This window comes from Zeimonas sediminis (assembly GCF_023721795.1).
Lineage (GTDB): Bacteria > Pseudomonadota > Gammaproteobacteria > Burkholderiales > Burkholderiaceae_E > Zeimonas > Zeimonas sediminis.
Map to the genome: position 1 here is coordinate 1,378,016 of NZ_JAMQYE010000001.1, position 16,025 is coordinate 1,394,040.

General features: G+C 71.1%; 14 protein-coding genes. 7 read left to right on the top strand and 7 right to left on the bottom strand.

The genetic code is table 11. From position 1 onward, the window contains the following. Positions 1-134: 134 nt before the first annotated feature. Complete coding sequence (locus M6I34_RS06470; protein ID WP_272484879.1) at positions 135-2,321, bottom strand: choice-of-anchor O protein; 2,187 nt, start codon at positions 2,319-2,321, stop codon at positions 135-137. A gap of 328 nt (positions 2,322-2,649) precedes the next feature. Between M6I34_RS06470 and M6I34_RS06475 the strand changes: the two genes are divergently transcribed. Further along, positions 2,650-3,462 carry a Crp/Fnr family transcriptional regulator gene (locus M6I34_RS06475; protein ID WP_272484880.1) on the top strand — a complete coding sequence of 271 codons (813 nt, stop codon included), beginning with the start codon at positions 2,650-2,652 and terminating at the stop codon, positions 3,460-3,462. Between the two features lie 31 nt (positions 3,463-3,493). Here the strand turns inward: M6I34_RS06475 and M6I34_RS06480 are convergent, their stop codons facing one another. Together M6I34_RS06480 and M6I34_RS06485 are read right to left on the bottom strand one after the other, a co-directional pair. Continuing rightward, on the bottom strand, positions 3,494-4,129 hold the full coding sequence (locus tag M6I34_RS06480) for a phosphoribosyltransferase (protein ID WP_272484881.1): 636 nt from the start codon (positions 4,127-4,129) through the stop codon (positions 3,494-3,496). After that, positions 4,113-4,676, bottom strand: a complete 564-nt coding sequence (locus M6I34_RS06485; protein WP_272484882.1) for a phosphoribosyltransferase family protein — start codon at positions 4,674-4,676, stop codon at positions 4,113-4,115. The genes M6I34_RS06480 and M6I34_RS06485 overlap by 17 nt, the downstream gene beginning before the upstream one ends. A gap of 179 nt (positions 4,677-4,855) precedes the next feature. Here M6I34_RS06485 and M6I34_RS06490 point away from each other — a divergent pair, with 179 nt between their 5' ends. The 4 genes from M6I34_RS06490 to M6I34_RS06505 are packed head-to-tail and all read left to right on the top strand — an operon-like array spanning position 4,856 to position 7,880. Beyond that, on the top strand, positions 4,856-5,491 hold the full coding sequence (locus tag M6I34_RS06490; protein ID WP_272484883.1) for a cytochrome b/b6 domain-containing protein: 636 nt from the start codon (positions 4,856-4,858) through the stop codon (positions 5,489-5,491). A gap of 22 nt (positions 5,492-5,513) precedes the next feature. Continuing rightward, positions 5,514-5,837, top strand: a complete 324-nt coding sequence (locus M6I34_RS06495; protein WP_272484884.1) for a PepSY domain-containing protein — start codon at positions 5,514-5,516, stop codon at positions 5,835-5,837. Positions 5,838-5,841: 4 nt separating this feature from the next. Continuing rightward, the gene (locus tag M6I34_RS06500; RefSeq protein ID WP_272484885.1) at positions 5,842-6,525 is read left to right on the top strand and encodes a response regulator transcription factor; all 684 of its coding nucleotides are present in this window, start codon (positions 5,842-5,844) and stop codon (positions 6,523-6,525) included. Further along, the gene (locus tag M6I34_RS06505) at positions 6,522-7,880 is read left to right on the top strand and encodes a sensor histidine kinase (RefSeq protein WP_272484886.1); all 1,359 of its coding nucleotides are present in this window, start codon (positions 6,522-6,524) and stop codon (positions 7,878-7,880) included. Before M6I34_RS06500 ends, M6I34_RS06505 begins: the two co-directional genes overlap by 4 nt. A 26-nt stretch (positions 7,881-7,906) precedes the next feature. Here the strand turns inward: M6I34_RS06505 and M6I34_RS06510 are convergent, their stop codons facing one another. Both M6I34_RS06510 and norR read right to left on the bottom strand, forming a co-directional pair. Next, positions 7,907-8,275 (bottom strand): YbaN family protein, encoded by a 369-nt coding sequence (locus M6I34_RS06510; protein WP_272484887.1) that lies wholly within the window; start codon positions 8,273-8,275, stop codon positions 7,907-7,909. Continuing rightward, on the bottom strand, positions 8,272-9,906 hold the full coding sequence (gene norR, locus M6I34_RS06515; protein ID WP_272484888.1) for a nitric oxide reductase transcriptional regulator NorR: 1,635 nt from the start codon (positions 9,904-9,906) through the stop codon (positions 8,272-8,274). The genes M6I34_RS06510 and norR overlap by 4 nt, the downstream gene beginning before the upstream one ends. A 172-nt stretch (positions 9,907-10,078) precedes the next feature. Between norR and ytfE the strand changes: the two genes are divergently transcribed. Together ytfE and M6I34_RS06525 are read left to right on the top strand one after the other, a co-directional pair. Beyond that, positions 10,079-10,768: an iron-sulfur cluster repair protein YtfE gene (gene ytfE / locus M6I34_RS06520; protein ID WP_272484889.1), complete on the top strand. Its 690-nt coding sequence runs from the start codon at positions 10,079-10,081 to the stop codon at positions 10,766-10,768. Then, entirely contained in the window at positions 10,761-13,058 is a 2,298-nt protein-coding gene (locus M6I34_RS06525; RefSeq protein WP_272484890.1) for a nitric-oxide reductase large subunit, read from the top strand. The genes ytfE and M6I34_RS06525 overlap by 8 nt, the downstream gene beginning before the upstream one ends. A 102-nt stretch (positions 13,059-13,160) precedes the next feature. Here the strand turns inward: M6I34_RS06525 and M6I34_RS06530 are convergent, their stop codons facing one another. Further along, entirely contained in the window at positions 13,161-13,658 is a 498-nt protein-coding gene (locus tag M6I34_RS06530; protein ID WP_272484891.1) for a cyanophycin metabolism-associated DUF1854 family protein, read from the bottom strand. Continuing rightward, positions 13,655-15,946, bottom strand: coding sequence for a cyanophycin metabolism-associated ABC transporter (locus M6I34_RS06535; protein WP_272484892.1), 2,292 nt, complete (start codon positions 15,944-15,946; stop codon positions 13,655-13,657). Before M6I34_RS06535 ends, M6I34_RS06530 begins: the two co-directional genes overlap by 4 nt. Positions 15,947-16,025: the final 79 nt, after the last annotated feature.

Below are 16,025 nucleotides of genomic sequence, written 5' to 3' on the forward strand. Positions count from 1 at the left end.
GTCGCACGAAAAAAGGCGCCGCCCGTTTCCGGACGGCGCCTGCGCGGAGGCCGTGATCTTCGTTCGAAGCGAGCGCCTGCCTCATGGCGCCCGCTTCGCCGCTACCGGCCGCGCGCGGCGGCCGGCGCAACCGATCAGCCCTGCCGGCGCACGCGCCGCAGCGCGATACCGCCGAGGCCCAGCGCCGCGAGCAGCAGCAGGCTCGGATCGAACGGCGCCTTGCCGGTGGACATCGTGCAGCCGCCGTCGGCCGGGGGCACGACCGGATCCGGCACCGTGATCAGGTCCCCGCTCGCGTACTCCGCGGCGGTGGTCTTGGCGACCAGATCGGCCTGGTTCCAGACCCCGTAGAAGCGCGTGCCGTCCGGCCGTGTGACGACCTGCGATTCGTAGGCCGCCTCGTCGTCCTGGAACAGCGAGCCCATCGCCGTCGAATAGCGGACCGGCTGGTTGAAGTTCGCGCCGGCGTCGGTGCTCACCGTGATCCACACGCCGAGGTCTTCCGGGTCGGCCGTGTTGGTCTGGGTGCCCCAGGCCAGATACACGATCGACGTGTTCTGGCAAAGCGTCGCGTCGGTCGTGGTCGGGTCCGCCGGGTCGCCGCTCGGGCACGCGGTGACGCTGCTCTTGGGTGTCCCGAAGATCCGGGGCTCACGGACGTTGATCGCGGTGTCGGAGATGTTCGTGACGTTGCGCGGGCTCTCCCAGCCGACCCCCAGCGTGTACTTGCGCAGCCAGAAGTTGTAGTTGTCCTGCTGCACGGCGAGCTTGGCCAGATCGGACGCATACATGTAGCCGAGCCACAGCTCGCCGCCCCGCAACACGCCACGGTGAGCGAGTGCATTCTCGGCATTGTTCGCCTCCGTGTCCTCGAGCAGGTTAGCCTCGGTCGCGGTCGGCGTGCTGCCACTGACGTTCTCGGCGCGCTGGCTGGCGAGCAGGGCGACGCTGGCGAAGTCGGAGGTTGCGCAGTTCGGATCGACCGTCGGCACCATGTTGGCCGGCTGCACCCCGTCGATGCCGCGACGCAGGACGATGTCGGCCGCCCCGCCCTTGTTGGCCACACCCTCGCGCCAGAAGACGGCAAGCTGGATCCCGCCCGCACCCGCATCGGTCGGACCCTGCGTCAGGAAGCGAACCCTTCGCGCGTTGCGCGCCGGGTCGCTGAGCACGCAGCCGGGCGTGCCGATCTCTTGAGGTGCGCCGCCGACGTCGATCGTCGTCTTCTCCGGCTTGCTGTAGGGAAACGCGTGGAAGCGGACGAGCTTGCCCTTCACCGAACTGTCCGACGCGCCCTTGCCTTCCTCGTAGCCGATGATCGCCGTGGAGCCGACCAGGCCGTTGTTCGGGCGCGATGCGCCGACGACGCCGGTCTCGATCAGCGAAGGATCGACCAGCGCGCCCGTCGCGTCGACCACCTCGGTCTCGGCCTCCATCGAACTGCTGGGCCCGTACTGCCCCTGCCAGTTGTCCGTGACACGGATCGGGGACGCGAACGTGAGCGGCGTGCCGGCAACCGTCAGATCGACTGGCGCGAACGTGTACCAGACGTCGGTTCCGCCGTTCACGTTGGCGCCCGAGGCGCCGTCGCCCGGCCCGTCGCCCTCGCCCAGCAGGAGCCCGTGAGGGTCCTCCTGCCAGGTGACCACGACCTGGCCCTTGCGGGTCTCCGTGTTGAAGCCACCCCCGCTGGAATCCTGGATCGCGTCGCGAATCCCGGTATTCATCTGCAGCGGCTGGCTCCACTTCCCGCCGTTGTTCGTGGAGTAGGAGAGCCAGACGCACGAGAACGGGATGACCCGGTTGTCGCGGGTCAGGTACCGCACGGCGCGCTGCACCGGCGTGTCGTCGACGTCCCGCGTCGAGATGTCGCCATCGGGGCAATACTTGCTGACCCAGGTCAGCACCATGACCGGGCCGCTGGTCTTGATGTTCGGCTTGTCGATGTCGCCCGGGTATGCCATCAGCCCCGGCTCGAGCGTGCCCCGCCATTCCGTCGAGATGCTGGACTTCAGCGCCGAGTTCGAGATGTTCACCGCCGCCGACCAGTCGGCGACGTTGTCGCAGGTCTTGTCGGCCGAGGGCTTGCAGGTCCTGACGAAGATGTCGCGCGCCACGCGCTCGACCTGCGCCTTCACGTCGTAGACGAGGCCCGCTCCTTCCGGAGAGTCGCCGTAGGCGACCACGAGCGTGCCGTCACCGGTCCGCTGGATCTTCGGCTTGTCGCCGTTGCCGCCCGAACTCAGGGCAATCGGAGTGCCGACCGTGATCTGCGTCGCGGCGTATGCCAACCCGGCCACCGCGGCCAAGCCGGCGAGCACCGTCCATTTTCTCGTGATCACCGACCTCTTCAAGCCAGCCTCCATCCATTTCCTTTGCGACCCCGCGCCGGCGCGCACCAACGGAACGCCTGCGCGACACGTAAGGATCGGGCCCTTTCTTCGTGACCGCTCCTCCTCTGCTGGCATTAGGGATCGGCCTGAATCCCCGGAGATTGGCCGAAGTCAAGAAGCCCGAAGATTTCCCGCGCGAAGATCTCCAAACGATGACATTTGTTAAGAGCCGCATGGCTCGAGCATCGAAACCCCGGGCTCCTGAGCCAGGCTTGCGGCGAAGATGCCGGATTCCGCTGATATCGGAGTGTCGAACTTGACCGAAGCGAGCCGAACCGCGGTCTGCTCATGGCCCCTCCAGCACCCGCTTGCCGACACCCTGCTCGCGCGCGGCGCGGTGCCGGGCTGCGAGCCGATCCAGGTGCCGGGCGGCATACAAACGAATGCCACCGGTCGCCACCCGTTCTGCCTGATGTGCGACGTCGTCGATCACCCCGACGACGCGCCCGAGCCGGGCGAGCCCGGAGCGCGACCGGGCGCGGTACGCATCCCGCTGCTGGCCGGCGCGCGCCTGTTCGAGGCAGGCACCCTGGGCAAGGCGATCTACGTCGTGCAGAGCGGCATCGTGAAGGAGACGATCCCCTGCCCCGACGACTCGGTGTGCATCGTGCGGCTGGTGTCGCGCGGCGGCGTGGTCGGCCTGTCGGCATTGCTGGGCCAACCGCACGGCCACTCGGCCTACGTGATGCATCCGGGCACCGCCTGCCGGATTCCGGTGGCCCTGGTCGACGAACTCAGGGAGGAGGATCCGCGCGTCACCGATCGCCTGTTCCACGACTGGCACCAGGCCGTCGTCGATGCCGACCGAATCCTCGGCGAATTCGGCAAGGGGACGGCGCGCGCGCGGCTCGCGCGGCTGCTGCTGTTCCTGCGCAGCCGCCTGCAGCCCGGCGAGCCGCTGTGGCTGCGGCGCACCGACGTGGCCGCGCTGCTGGCGATCACGCCGGTCAGCGTGGCGCGGCTGCTCGCCGAGTTCAAGCGCGAGGGCCTGCTCGACGAGGAAAAGCGGCGCTGCGTCGGCATCGACGAAGCGCGCCTGCGAGAGATCGCGCGCAACAGCCGGGGCTGAGGCGGCGCCCGACGCCCCTGCCGCGCGCGGGTCAGGTCTTGCCCGGCTCCGCGCCGAGGATCCGCTCGACCTCGTCGTCCTCGACCTGGTCGAAGTGCAGGTAGAACTGCGACACCGCGCCGAACCAGTCGGGCACCTCCAGGCAGACCACCTCGTCGGCCAGCGGCTCGACCCGCGCCAGGCTGTCGCTGGCAGCCACCGGCACCGCGCAGATCAGCCGCGCGGGCCTTTGGGCACGCACCGCGGTCAGCGCGGCGACCATCGTGGAGCCGGTGGCCAGGCCGTCGTCCACGACGATGACGACCCGCCCCGCCGGGTCGACCGGGTGGCGGCGCGCGCCGTAGCGTTCGCGCCGCTTGCGCATCAGCTCGATCTGCGCCTGCTTCTCGCGCTCCAGCCAGCCCGGCGACGCGCCGGTCGGCCCCAGGCCCGGCGTCCAGTGCACATGGCCGCTCTCGTCGATCGCGCCGAGCGCGAGCTCGGGCTGGAAGGGCGCGCCGAGCTTGCGCACCAGCACCACGTCGAGCTCGCCCTGAAGTTCGTCGGCCAGGATGCGACCCATCGGCACCGCGCCGCGCGGGATCGCCAGCACCAGCGGATTCTTGCCGCGCCAGGCGGCGAGCGCCTTGGCGAGCCGGCGCGCTGCGTCGTCACGGTCCCTGAACATCGTCGGCCTCTCTTCGCAGGATGTGCAGCTCGAATTCCGGCTCGTAGGGCGGCACGTGCGCATCGACGATCTGCAGCGGCGCGACCTCGAGCGTGACGCCGACCACGTCGGCCTTCATCGGCAGCTTCGCGCAAGCGCGGTCGACCAGCACCGCGGTGCGGATCGCGGCCGGCCGGCGCCTGGCCAGCCACTCGACCGCGCGCAGCATCGAGTGGCCCTCGTACAGCACGTCGTCGACCAGCAGCACCGTGCGGCCGGCCACGTCGGCCGTCTCGCCCGAGGCACTCTCGCGCAGCCGGGTCTCGGGGAAAAGCAGCGTCAGGTCGTCGGCATAGCGCTTGATGTCGAGGTCGAGCCGCGCGATGCGCTCGACGCGCCAGAGCGCGCGCAGGTGCGAGCAGATCCGGTCGGCCAGCGGCGCGCCGCGGCGCAGGATGCCGACCACGACGAGATTCGCGGGGTCGTCGACCAGCCGGTGCGCCTGCCGGGCCATGCGCGCGACAACCGCTTCCAGCTCGTCGGTTCGATAGAAGGCGCCTTCGGCCATTGGCAAGTTCCCGTCGATTGCGAACCGCCAGTCTGTCGGATCGCGGCGCGTGCGGCCTGATCCGGGTCAAGCCCGCCGATCGTTCGGCGTCGTTGCCGGACGTTCAGCTTCGTTTCAGCGCCGCTCGTCGACACTGCGCCGCATCGACCGGCATCGCCGGTCCCGAACAGGAGCCGATCATGGATCGCGAGAACGAAGTGCGGGTCTGGGACCCGTTCGTGCGGATCTTCCACTGGGGCCTCGCGGGAGCGTTCCTGCTGGCGTTCGTCGTCGAGGACCACAACCTGGCCATTCACAGCTGGGCCGGGTACACGGCCCTGGCGCTGGTCGCGCTGCGGCTGCCGTGGGGCCTGGTCGGTCCCCGGCACGCGCGCTTCTCGGATTTCGTGCGGGCGCCGCGCGAGGCCTTCGCCTACGCGGGCCGCGCGCTGATCGGGCGCGCCGAGCGGCACCTCGGTCACAACCCGGCCGGGGGCCTGATGATCGTCGCGCTGCTGGCCGCGGTCCCGCTGCTCGCGCTGAGCGGCATGGCGGCGCTTGCCGTGGAAGAAGGCGCCGGACCGATGGCGGGGCTGCTCGCCGGCCTCGGCCACCGCGGCGGCGAATGGATAGGCGAGGTCCACGAGTTCCTCGCCAACGCAACGATGGCGCTGGTCGGCATCCACGTGGCCGGCGTCCTGGTCGAGAGCCTCGTGCATCGCGAGAACCTCGTGCGCTCGATGATCACCGGCCGCAAGCGGCGGCTCGACGCAAGCGAGCGCGAAGCGACCGAGCCCGCCTCTCCCGATCGCCCGGGCCCGCGTGTTTCCCACTAAAGTGCCACTCCAGGAGCTCATCATGAAGACATCCCGACTCCTCGCCATCGTCATCGCCGGCGGCCTCGCCGGAACCACCCTGCTGGCCGCGCTGCCGGCAAGCGCCGACAGCCGCCTGCGCCAGCAGGAGGTCCGCCAGTTGCGGGAAAGCGGCAAGATCCTCCCGATGGAGGACATCCTGGCGCGAGCGCGCAAGGCACAGCCGGGCCAGGTGGTCGAGGTCGAGCTGGAGCGCGACGGCGATCGCTACGTGTACGAGGTCAAGCTGATCGACCAGGCCGACAAGGTCCACGAGCTCAAGCTCGACGCCGGCAACGGCGAAGTCCTTCGCCGCAAGGAGAAGTGAGCCGGTGCGGCTGCTGATCGCCGAGGACGACGCCGAGCTGGGCGGCCGGCTGCGCGACCGCCTGGCCCGCGCGGGCTACGCGGTCGACCTGGCCGCCGACGGCATCGACGCGCATCACCTCGGCGCCACCGAACCCTATGACGCGGTCATCCTGGACCTGGGCCTTCCCGGCCGGCCCGGCCTGTCGATCCTGCGCGACTGGCGCGCGGCCGGCAACCGCGTGCCGGTGCTGATCCTGACCGCGCGCGACGGCTGGGCCCAGCGCGTCGAAGGGCTGCAGGCGGGCGCCGACGACTACCTCGGCAAGCCCTTTCATCCGGAGGAGCTGCTGGCCCGGGTGCAGGCGCTGCTGCGCAGGGCGGCGCCGGCCGGCGCGCCGGTGCTCGAGGTCGGGGGCTGGCGACTCGACGAGGCGCGGCAATGCCTGGTGTCGGGGCAACGCGAACAGTCGCTCACCGCTACCGAGTTCCGGCTGCTGCGCTACTTCATGCGCCACCCCGACCAGATCCTGTCCAAGACCCGCCTGTCCGAGCATGTGTACGAATACGACGCCGACCGCGACAGCAACGTGATCGAGGTCTACGTGCGTCGCCTGCGCGCGCTGATCGGCCCGGAGCGGATCGAGACGCGGCGCGGCCAGGGCTACGTCTTTCACGGCGACCCGCAATGTCCCGGCGACCGGCGATGAGATCGCTGCGCGACAGGCTCTCGCTGCTGCTCGCGCTGTCGCTGGTCGCCGCCGTCGCGCTGCTCGCGACCGGGCTGCAGTGGTTCCCCAGGCAACTGGTGGAGGGCTACGTGCTGTCCCGGCTCGAGCACGACGCGGACCTTCTCTACGCCCGCGTTCACGACGCGCCCGACCCGGCACAGGCCGCCTCGGCGCTCGAGCAGTCGGCGGGTTCCGTGTACGGCTTGCCCCTCTCCGGGCACTACTTCCGGGCGGTGCGCGGCGAACTCGTCCTTCGTTCCCGCTCGCTGTGGGACGAGGACCTTCCCGCCGGCCCGGCGCCCGGGTCCGGCGCGCCGGCGTTCCGGATCGCCGGGCCGGCCGGCCAGTCGCTGCTGGCGATCGAGCGTCGCTACGACGGTGCCGGCGGCAGCTGGCGAATCCTCGTCGCCGAGGACGTCGGCCGTCTCGACGCGGCGATCGCGTCCCTTCGCTTCTGGCTGCTGGCCGGCGCGGCGCTTGCCACCGCACTGCTGCTGTGGCTGCAACGCGCGCTGATCGTGCGCGGCCTGGCGCCGATCGGCGACGCGGTCGAAGCCTGCCGCAAGCTCGAGCGCGGCGAAAGCGCTCGCATCGACACCGAGGCGCCCACCGAGGTCCGCCCGATCATCGACGCGGTGAACCGGCTGGTCCGGCACCAGTCGCAGCGCCTGGCCCGGACCCGTCACGCGGCAGGCAATCTCTCGCACGCGCTCAAGACGCCGCTCGCGGTGCTCGCCCAGGCGGCCGACGACGCCGCCGCCGAGGGCCGCGCGGAGCTCGCCGCGACGCTGCGCGCGCAACTCGATTCGATGCGGGGCACGATCGAGCGCGAGCTGAGCCGCGCGAGGCTCGCCGGCGGCGGCACGCCCGGCGAAGGCTTCGACGCGAAGGCGCAGCTCGGGGCGCTCGCCGCTGCGATGCGCCGCCTGCACTCGGGCCGGGAACTTTCGATCGACGTCGTCGCCCCCGAACGACGGCTGCCGATCGATCGCGAGGACATGCTCGAGCTGTTCGGCAACCTGCTCGACAACGCCTGCAAGTGGGCGCGCTCGCGCGCGCGCGTCGAGCTGACGCTCGACGAGGCCGGCGCGGCGCTCGCGTTCCGGGTCGACGACGACGGCCCCGGCGTTGCGCCCGAGCTGCTCGATCGCCTCGGCGAAGCGGGCGTGCGCGCCGACGAGGCCCGCCCCGGTCACGGGCTGGGCCTGGCGATCGTCGGCGACATCGTCGCGCAGTACGGTGGAACGATCCGGTACGAGCGCTCGCAGGCCCTAGGAGGCCTTTGCGCCGCAGGCCGCCTGCCGCTCGGGGCCGGCGACGGACAGGCGAGCTGAGGACGCCGGCCTCGCCCCTCCTCCGATCAGTCCTCGGGCCGCCTCCACAGCCACACCGCCACCGAGGCCATCATCGCGGGCGCGGCCCACTTGACCCAAAGCGGCGCGGTCGACAGCAGCAGCATCGCGGCGCTGGCCGTCATCATCAGCGACGAGAACCACTTGGCCCTGCGCGGCACCGCGCCGCGCTCGCGCCAGCGGCGGATGTGCGGGCCGTGCTTCGGATGCGCCAGCAGGCGCGCCTCGAGCGAGGGCCAGCCGCGGCTGGCCGCCCAGGCCGCCACCAGCAGGAAGGGGACGGTGGGCAGCACCGGCATCACCGCGCCTGCCATCGCCAGCGCCACCATCGCCGCGGCGAACAGGCGCCAGAGCAGCAGCCTGGTGTGGCGGATCATTGCCGCGCCGGCTCGCCCTTGACGCCGAGGCGCCGCGCGAGCTTGTGCAGGTTGCTCGGATCGATGTCGAGCCGGCGCGCGGCTCGGGTCCAGTTGCCGTCGCAGGCGGCCAGCGCGCGCCTGATGAGCCGGCGCTGGCAGGCGTCGACCGCGTCGCGCAGCTGAACCGGCTCGTCGGCGGGCCAGTCGCCGCCCGGCTCTCCGATCGGGATGCCCTCGCCCGACAGCAGCCCGAAGCCCTCGACGCCCCGGCCGCCGCCGGACGCGATGCCGGCCCCGTTGCCCGCCGCCTCGGCCTGCGACGGCGCCAGGGCGACGTCCAGATCGAGCAGGCCCGCGTCGAGCGTGACGATGTCGTCGCGCGCGTCGCCGCGGCTCAGCGCCTTGAGCGCGGCCCGGCTGATCACGTGCTCGAGCTCGCGCACGTTCCCCGGCCAGCGATAGCGCGAAAGCGCGTCGCCGGCGCCCGGCGACAGCCGCAGGCTGCGCAGTCCGAGCCGGGCACGGTTCAGCTCGAGGAATCGGCCGGCGAGCAGCAGCACGTCGGGCCCGCGCTCGCGAAGCGGCGGGATCGGCAGCGGATAGACCGACAGGCGGTGATAGAGATCGGCGCGGAAACGGGCGTCGCGCACCGCCTCGCGCAGGTTGCGGTTGGTCGCCGCCACCACCCGCACGTCCACGCTGCGCGGGCGGTCCGCGCCCAGCCGCTGGATCTCGCCGTTCTGCAGCGCGCGCAGCAGCTTGGCCTGCACCGGCAGCGGCAACTCGCCGACCTCGTCGAGGAACAGCGTGCCCCCGTCGGCGGCCTCGAAGCGGCCCGGGCGCTCGACCCCGGCGCCGGAGAAGGCGCCTTTCGCGTGGCCGAACAGTTCGCTCTCGGCCAGCGACTCGGGCAGCGCGGCGCAGTTCACGTGGACCAGCGGCCGCTCGTGGCGGCGCGAGCGCGCGTGGATGCGGCGCGCGAAGAGTTCCTTGCCCACGCCGGTCTCGCCGAGCAGCAGCACCGGCAGCTCGGAGTCGGCCACCACGTCGATCTCCCGCAGCAACGCGGCGATCGGCTCGCTGGCGCCGACGATCTCCTCGGCGTCTTCGCTTGCCGCGCCACGGGCCGGCCCGGGCGACGCGCGCGCCAGGCGCAGCCCCCGCATCTCCTCCTCGAGCCGGGTCACCCTGACCGATGCCTCGACCAGCAGCGCGTAGCGGCGCAACTCGTCGCGCGCCGCGTCGTCGAAGGTGCCGGCGTTCAGCGCATCGAGGGTCAGCACGCCCCACAGAACGCCCTCGACGTACAGGCTCGCGCCCATGCAGTCGTGGACCGGCAGCGGCGCGCCGACCTGCGAATCGAGCAGGCCGTCGTAGGGGTCGGGCAATTCCGAGTCGGGTTCGAACCGGGTCGGCTCGCGCCGCGACAGGATCGCAGCCAGGCGCGGATGCTGGCTGACGACGAAGCGCCTGCCCAGCGCCTCGCGGACCAGTCCGTCGACCGCGACCGGCCTCAGGCTATCGCCCTCCAGTCGCAGCAGCCCCACCGCGCCGCAAGCGAAGCGCTCGCGCAGCGTGCACACGAGCCTTTGCAGGCGGACCGCGTGCGGCAGATCGGTGGCCATGTCGGCCAGCAAGGTGTCTCGCATCAGGTAATGATAACCAAACAATGTATCAATTACCCGGAAATCGTCGGGTCGAAACGACCCGGTTTCGGATGCTGCGGCGCGCAAATGCCTGATTCGCAAGCCATCCGGTAGCTGGCACGGCGGTTGCGAAGAACGGACACACGGCCTTGCCGTACGAACGGAGATGAGAAAGATGAGCACCCCATCCAGCACGCTGGACCAGTCGCTCGGATCGCTGGCCCGGAGCATTCCCGGCGCGACCGCCCTCTTCAACCACCACGACCTCGATTTCTGCTGCGCCGGCAACCTGAGCCTGCGCAAGGCAGCCGCCGAGCGCGGGCTCGACGCCGCCGCGCTGGCCGAGCGGCTCGACGCGATGCGCGGCGCGCAGCCGGTCGGCCGCGACTGGCGCGCCGCGGCGCCCGCCGAGCTGATCGAGCACATCGTCAGCCGCTACCACGCCCGGCATCGCGATCAGCTCCCCGAACTGGTCCGTCTCGCGCGACGGGTGGAACAGGTGCACGGCGGACGTCCCGACTGCCCGCTGGGCCTTGCCGAGCACCTCGAGGCGATGCGGCAGGAGCTCGAGAGCCACATGATGAAGGAGGAGCAGATCCTGTTCCCGATGCTCGCGCGCGGCATGCGCGAGCAGGCCGGCGGCCCGATCTCGGTGATGCGCTTCGAGCACGAGCAGCACGGCGACGCGCTGGAAGGGCTGGACGCGCTGACCGGCGGGATGGTGCCGCCGTCGGGCGCCTGCAATACCTGGCGGGCGCTGTACCTGGGGCTGTCCGCGCTGCGCGACGACCTGGTCGCGCACATCCACCTCGAGAACAACATCCTGTTCGACGAGAGCGCCGCCGCCGAGGCCAGCCATGCGTGAATACCGTCGCCTCTGGCTCCTGCTGATCGCCGTGCTGGCGGTCACCTTCTCGCTGCTCGGATACTACGGCGCCGAGGTCTACCGCAAGGCGCCGCCGATCCCGGCGCAGGTGGTTTCGGTCACCGGCGAGAAGCTCTTCACCCACGACGACATCCTCGACGGCCAGACGGCCTGGCAGTCGGTGGGCGGCATGCAGCTCGGCTCGATCTGGGGGCACGGCGCCTACCAGGCCCCGGACTGGACCGCCGACTGGCTGCATCGCGAGCTCGCCGCCTGGCTCGACCTGGCCGCGAAGCAGGCGCACGGCAAGGCCTGGGCCGATCTCGACGCGGCCGACCGCGAGGCCCTTCGCTACCGGATGCAGCTCGAGTACCGGGGCAGCGACGCGGCCGGCGGCACGGTCACGGTGTCGGCCTTGCGCGCCGCGGCGATCCGGCAGACCGCTGCCTACTACGACCGGCTCTTCTCCGACAGCCCCGACCTGCAGGGCACGCGCGAGAGCTACGCGATGAAGGAGGCCACGCTGCCGTCGGCCGAGCGTCGCGCAGACCTGTCGGCCTTCTTCTTCTGGACCGCCTGGGCCGCCGCGACCGAGCGGCCCGACAGCTCGGCCACCTACACCAACAACTGGCCTCACGAGCCGCTGATCGGGAACACCCCCACCGGCGAGAACGTGATGTGGTCGATCGTCAGCGTGGTGCTGCTGATCGCCGGCGTGGGCTTCCTGATCTGGGCCTGGGCCTTCCTGCGCAAGGAGGACGGCGAGCTGCCGCCGGCACCGGCCCGCGATCCGCTGACCGCGTTCGCGCTGACGCCCTCGCAGCGCGCGCTGGGCAAGTACCTGTTCCTGGTCGTCGCGCTGTTCGTGTTCCAGGTGCTGATCGGCGGGTTCACCGCGCACTACACGGTGGAGGGACAGACCTTCTACGGCATCGAGGTGTCGCGCTGGTTCCCGTACTCGCTGGTGCGCACCTGGCACATCCAGGCGGCGCTGTTCTGGGTGGCCACCGGCTTCCTGGCGGCGGGGCTCTTCCTGGCCCCGCTGATCAACGGCGGCAAGGACCCGAAATGCCAGAAGGTGGGCGTCGACGTCCTGTTCTGGGCGCTGGTGGCGGTGTGCGTCGGCTCGTTCGCCGGCAACTGGCTGGCGATCGCCCAGGTGATGCCGCCCGAGCTGAACTTCTGGCTCGGCCACCAGGGCTACGAGTACGTGGACCTCGGCCGGCTCTGGCAGATCGGCAAGTTCGTCGGCGTGGCCTTCTGGCTGGTGCTGATGCTCCGCGGCATGGTGCCGGCGCTGCGCCAGCCGGGCGACCGCAACCTGCTCGCGCTGCTGGCCGCATCGGTGATCGCGATCGGGTTGTTCTACGGCGCGGGCCTGTTCTACGGCGAGCGCACCCACCTGTCGATCATGGAGTACTGGCGCTGGTGGGTCGTCCACCTGTGGGTCGAAGGCTTCTTCGAGGTGTTCGCCACCACGGCGCTGGCCTTCATCTTCTCGACGCTGGGCCTGGTGTCGAAGCGGATGGCCACCACGGCAAGCCTGGCCTCGGCCTCGCTGTTCATGCTCGGCGGCGTACCCGGCACCTTCCACCATCTGTACTTCGCCGGCACGACCACGCCGGTGATGGCGGTCGGCGCCACCTTCAGCGCGCTCGAGGTGGTGCCGCTGGTGGTGCTCGGCCACGAGGCCTGGGAGAACTGGCGGCTTCGCGAGCGGGCCGCGTGGATGCAGAACCTGAAGTGGCCGCTCTACTGCTTCGTGGCGGTCGCCTTCTGGAACATGCTGGGCGCGGGCGTCTTCGGCTTCATGATCAACCCGCCGGTCTCGCTGTACTACCTGCAGGGCCTGAACACGACCCCGGTGCACGCGCACGCGGCGCTCTTCGGCGTGTACGGCTTCCTCGCGCTGGGCTTCACGCTGCTGGTGCTGCGCTACATCCGGCCCGCGCTGGTGTTCGACGAGAAGGCGATGAAGCTGGCCTTCTGGTCGCTGAACCTGGGCATCGTGCTGATGATCGCCACCAGCCTGCTGCCGATCGGCCTGTTCCAGTTCCACGCGAGCGCCACGGTGGGCATGTGGTACGCCCGCAGCGAGGCCTTCCTGCAGCAGCCCTTCCTGGAAACGCTGCGCTGGGTCCGCACCTTCGGCGACGTCGTGTTCATCGTCGGCGCGGTGGCGCTGGCCTGGCAGGTGGTGAGCGGCCTGGGCGGCAGCGCTGCCGGAACGGCGCCGATCCCCGCGCGGCCGGCCCGCGGCGGCAAGCTCGCCGAAGGCGCGCAGCAGTAGGGCGCGATCGCCTCCCTGGCGCCGTCCGGAAGGTCCCGGTCGGTGCGCTGGCCGCCGGTGCTCGCAAGGGCCCGGCGGCTTTTTCTCTCGCGGCAGCCCGGGCTACAGGAAGCGGTCGAGGATCTTCCGGCTGGCGCGATCGAGCGCCTTCGCGTCGCGGATCAGGAAGTGCACGCCGTGGCTGTCGGCGATCAGCAGCATGCCGCCCGCCAGCCGGCGGATGTATTCCTCACCCTCGAGCACGAAGCTCGCGCGCCCGCGATCGGTGTCGACCTGCCAGGTGCTCGGCGTGGCGAAGCTCGACACGGCCACGATCGCGCGGATCTCGGGCATGAACTCGCGCCGCGACAGCTCGTCGGCGATCAGCGCCGCGATCGCGGCCGGCAGGCCGGCCGGATCCTGCACCCAGGCGAGCTCGTGGCCATCGGCGCTCATCAGCGCCACGCCCTGTCGCGGCGCGGAGATCGGGAACGCGCGAACCGGCACGACGCCCTCGTGCGCGACGCCGTCGGCGCCGGTGAAGACCAGCCGGCCGTAGGCGTCCCGGGCCAGCTCGAAGCTAGCCGTCGCTTGCCCGCCACCGTGACTCGTCGCGCTCATCGCAGTTCCTCCCTCACCGGCGACTGCAGCGAGCGCGCGGCCGCCTCGGCCTCCGCCTCGGCCTGCCGGGCTTGCGCCTGGTAGAGCTTCCAGTACGCGCCTTCGCGCGCGAGCAGCTCGTCGTGCGTGCCGGTCTCGACGATCCGGCCGCGATCGAGCACGACCAGCCGGTCGGCACGGCGCAGCGTGCTCAGGCGGTGCGCGACCGCGATCGTCGTGCGTCCCTGCACCAGGTTGTCGAGCGCCTTCTGGATCTCCTTCTCGGTCGTGGTGTCGACCGACGAAGTGGCCTCGTCGAGGATCAGCACGCGCGGGTCGATGAGCAGCGCGCGCGCGATCGAGATGCGCTGGCGCTCGCCGCCCGACAGCGACTGGCCGCGCTCGCCCACGATCGAGTCGTAGCCGTGCGGCAGCCGCAGGATGAACTCGTGCGCGTGCGCGGCGCGCGCCGCGGCGACGATCTCGTCGCGGGTCGCGTCGGGGCGGCCGTAGGCGATGTTCTCGGCGATCGTCCCGAAGAACAGGAAGGGCTCCTGCAGCACGACGCCGATGCTGCGCCGCCAGTCGGCCACCGCGACCTTGCGCACGTCCACCCCATCGACCAGGATCGCGCCCTCGCTCACGTCGTAGAAGCGGCAGATCAGGTTGACCAGCGTGCTCTTGCCCGAGCCGCTGTGGCCCACCAGGCCGATCATCTCGCCCGGCGCGATCTCCAGGCTCACGCCCCGGATCACCGCGCGGTTGCCGTAGCGGAATCCCGCGTCGCGCAGCGTGATCCGGCCGCGCACGTCGGCCAGCGGCACCGGGTCGGCGGGCTCGGGCACGTTCGACTGGTGATCGAGGATGTCGAAGATCCGCTTGGCGCCTGCCGCCGCCTTCTGCGTGAACGACACGATCCGGCTCATCGAGTCGAGCCGCGTGTAGAAGCGGCCGATGTAGGCGAGGAAGGCGGTCAGCACGCCCACCGTGATCTCGTCGCGCGACACCTGCCAGATGCCGAAGCCCCAGACGATCAGCAGGCCGACCTCGGTCAGCAGCGTGACCGTGGGCGAGAACAGCGACCAGATCCGGTTCACGCGGTCGTTGACCGCCAGGTTGTGCTGGTTGGCGGCACGGAAGCGCTCGGCCTCGCGGCGCTCCTGCGCGAAGGCCTTGACCACGCGGATGCCGGGGATCGTGTCCGACAGCACGTTGGTGACCTCGGCCCAGATCCGGTCGACCTTCTCGAAACCGTGGCGCAGCCGGTCGCGCACCTGGTGGATCATCCACGCGATGAAGGGCAGCGGCAGCAGCGTGACCAGCGCCAGCCAGGGCTCGATCGAGAACAGGATCGCGGCGGTCATCGCGATCATCAGCACGTCGGTCGCGAAGTCCAGCAGGTGCAGCGACAGGAACACGTTGATCCGGTCGGTCTCCGCGCCGATCCGGGCCATCAGGTCGCCGGTGCGCTTGCCGCCGAAGTACTCGAGCGACAGCGTCAGCAGGTGCTCGTAGGTGGTGGTGCGCAGGTCGGCGCCGATCCGCTCGCTGACCAGCGCCAGGATGTAGGTGCGCGCCCAGCCCAGCGCCCACGCGAGCAGCGCGGCGGCCAGCAGCGCGCCGAGGTAGCCGATCACCAGGTCCCGGTCGATCGGCTGGCCGTTCTGGTAGGGGATCAGCACCTCGTCCATCAGCGGCATCGTCAGGTACGGCGGCACCAGCGTCGCGGCGGTGGAGGCGAGCGTCAGCAGAAAGCCGGCGAGCAGTTGCCAGCGATACGGCCGGGCAAAGCGCCAGAGCCGCAGCAGGGTCCAGGTGGACGGCGGCGCGGTGGACTCGCCGTCGCAGCGGGGACACTCCTCGGAACCGGGCGGCAGCGGCGCGCCGCAGCTCGCGCAGGTCGGCTCCGCCGCAGGCATCGGCCGACGCCCCTCGCGCAACTCGGCGCAGGCCCTGCCCCAGGCGTCGACGAAGCGCAGCATCGCCGCGTGCAGGCCGATCGTGTAGCGCCAGCAGGCGAGCCGCTGCCGGGCATCGACCAGCTCGAGCGAACCGACCCCGGCGTGGTCGTGGTGGCGCAGCGACAGCGAGGCATCGAGCGGCCACTCCCGCCATTCGCCGCCGGCCTCGCCGCCGGCGAGCAGGCGGCGATCGGTCAGCGCCAGGATGCCGCCGGCGAAGCGCAGCGACTCGTCGAGGTCGGGGGCGAAGCACGCGAGCAGCGTTTCGCCCTCGCCCAGTTGCCGGCCCAACGGTTCGCGCCAGGCTTCGGGAACGGCTGCGGGAAGGTTCTGTTCGGCGGAATGCATCGAGCTTCCTGGCGGCAATAGGCCGGAAGGGCGGCAAGCGTACCGCATCCGGCCAACTTTGAATCTGATCGAATCTGAC

Excerpts from the sequence above, each read along its gene's own strand:
- M6I34_RS06480 (WP_272484881.1), bottom strand. The coding sequence starts at position 4,129 with ATGTTCAGGGACCGTGACGACGCAGCGCGCCGGCTCGCCAAGGCGCTC.
- M6I34_RS06485 (WP_272484882.1), bottom strand. The coding sequence starts at position 4,676 with ATGGCCGAAGGCGCCTTCTATCGAACCGACGAGCTGGAAGCGGTTGTC.
- M6I34_RS06490 (WP_272484883.1), top strand. The coding sequence starts at position 4,856 with ATGGATCGCGAGAACGAAGTGCGGGTCTGGGACCCGTTCGTGCGGATC.
- M6I34_RS06495 (WP_272484884.1), top strand. The coding sequence starts at position 5,514 with ATGAAGACATCCCGACTCCTCGCCATCGTCATCGCCGGCGGCCTCGCC.
- M6I34_RS06505 (WP_272484886.1), top strand. The coding sequence starts at position 6,522 with ATGAGATCGCTGCGCGACAGGCTCTCGCTGCTGCTCGCGCTGTCGCTG.
- M6I34_RS06510 (WP_272484887.1), bottom strand. The coding sequence starts at position 8,275 with ATGATCCGCCACACCAGGCTGCTGCTCTGGCGCCTGTTCGCCGCGGCG.
- norR (WP_272484888.1), bottom strand. The coding sequence starts at position 9,906 with ATGCGAGACACCTTGCTGGCCGACATGGCCACCGATCTGCCGCACGCG.
- ytfE (WP_272484889.1), top strand. The coding sequence starts at position 10,079 with ATGAGCACCCCATCCAGCACGCTGGACCAGTCGCTCGGATCGCTGGCC.
- M6I34_RS06525 (WP_272484890.1), top strand. The coding sequence starts at position 10,761 with ATGCGTGAATACCGTCGCCTCTGGCTCCTGCTGATCGCCGTGCTGGCG.
- M6I34_RS06530 (WP_272484891.1), bottom strand. The coding sequence starts at position 13,658 with ATGAGCGCGACGAGTCACGGTGGCGGGCAAGCGACGGCTAGCTTCGAG.
- M6I34_RS06535 (WP_272484892.1), bottom strand. The coding sequence starts at position 15,946 with ATGCATTCCGCCGAACAGAACCTTCCCGCAGCCGTTCCCGAAGCCTGG.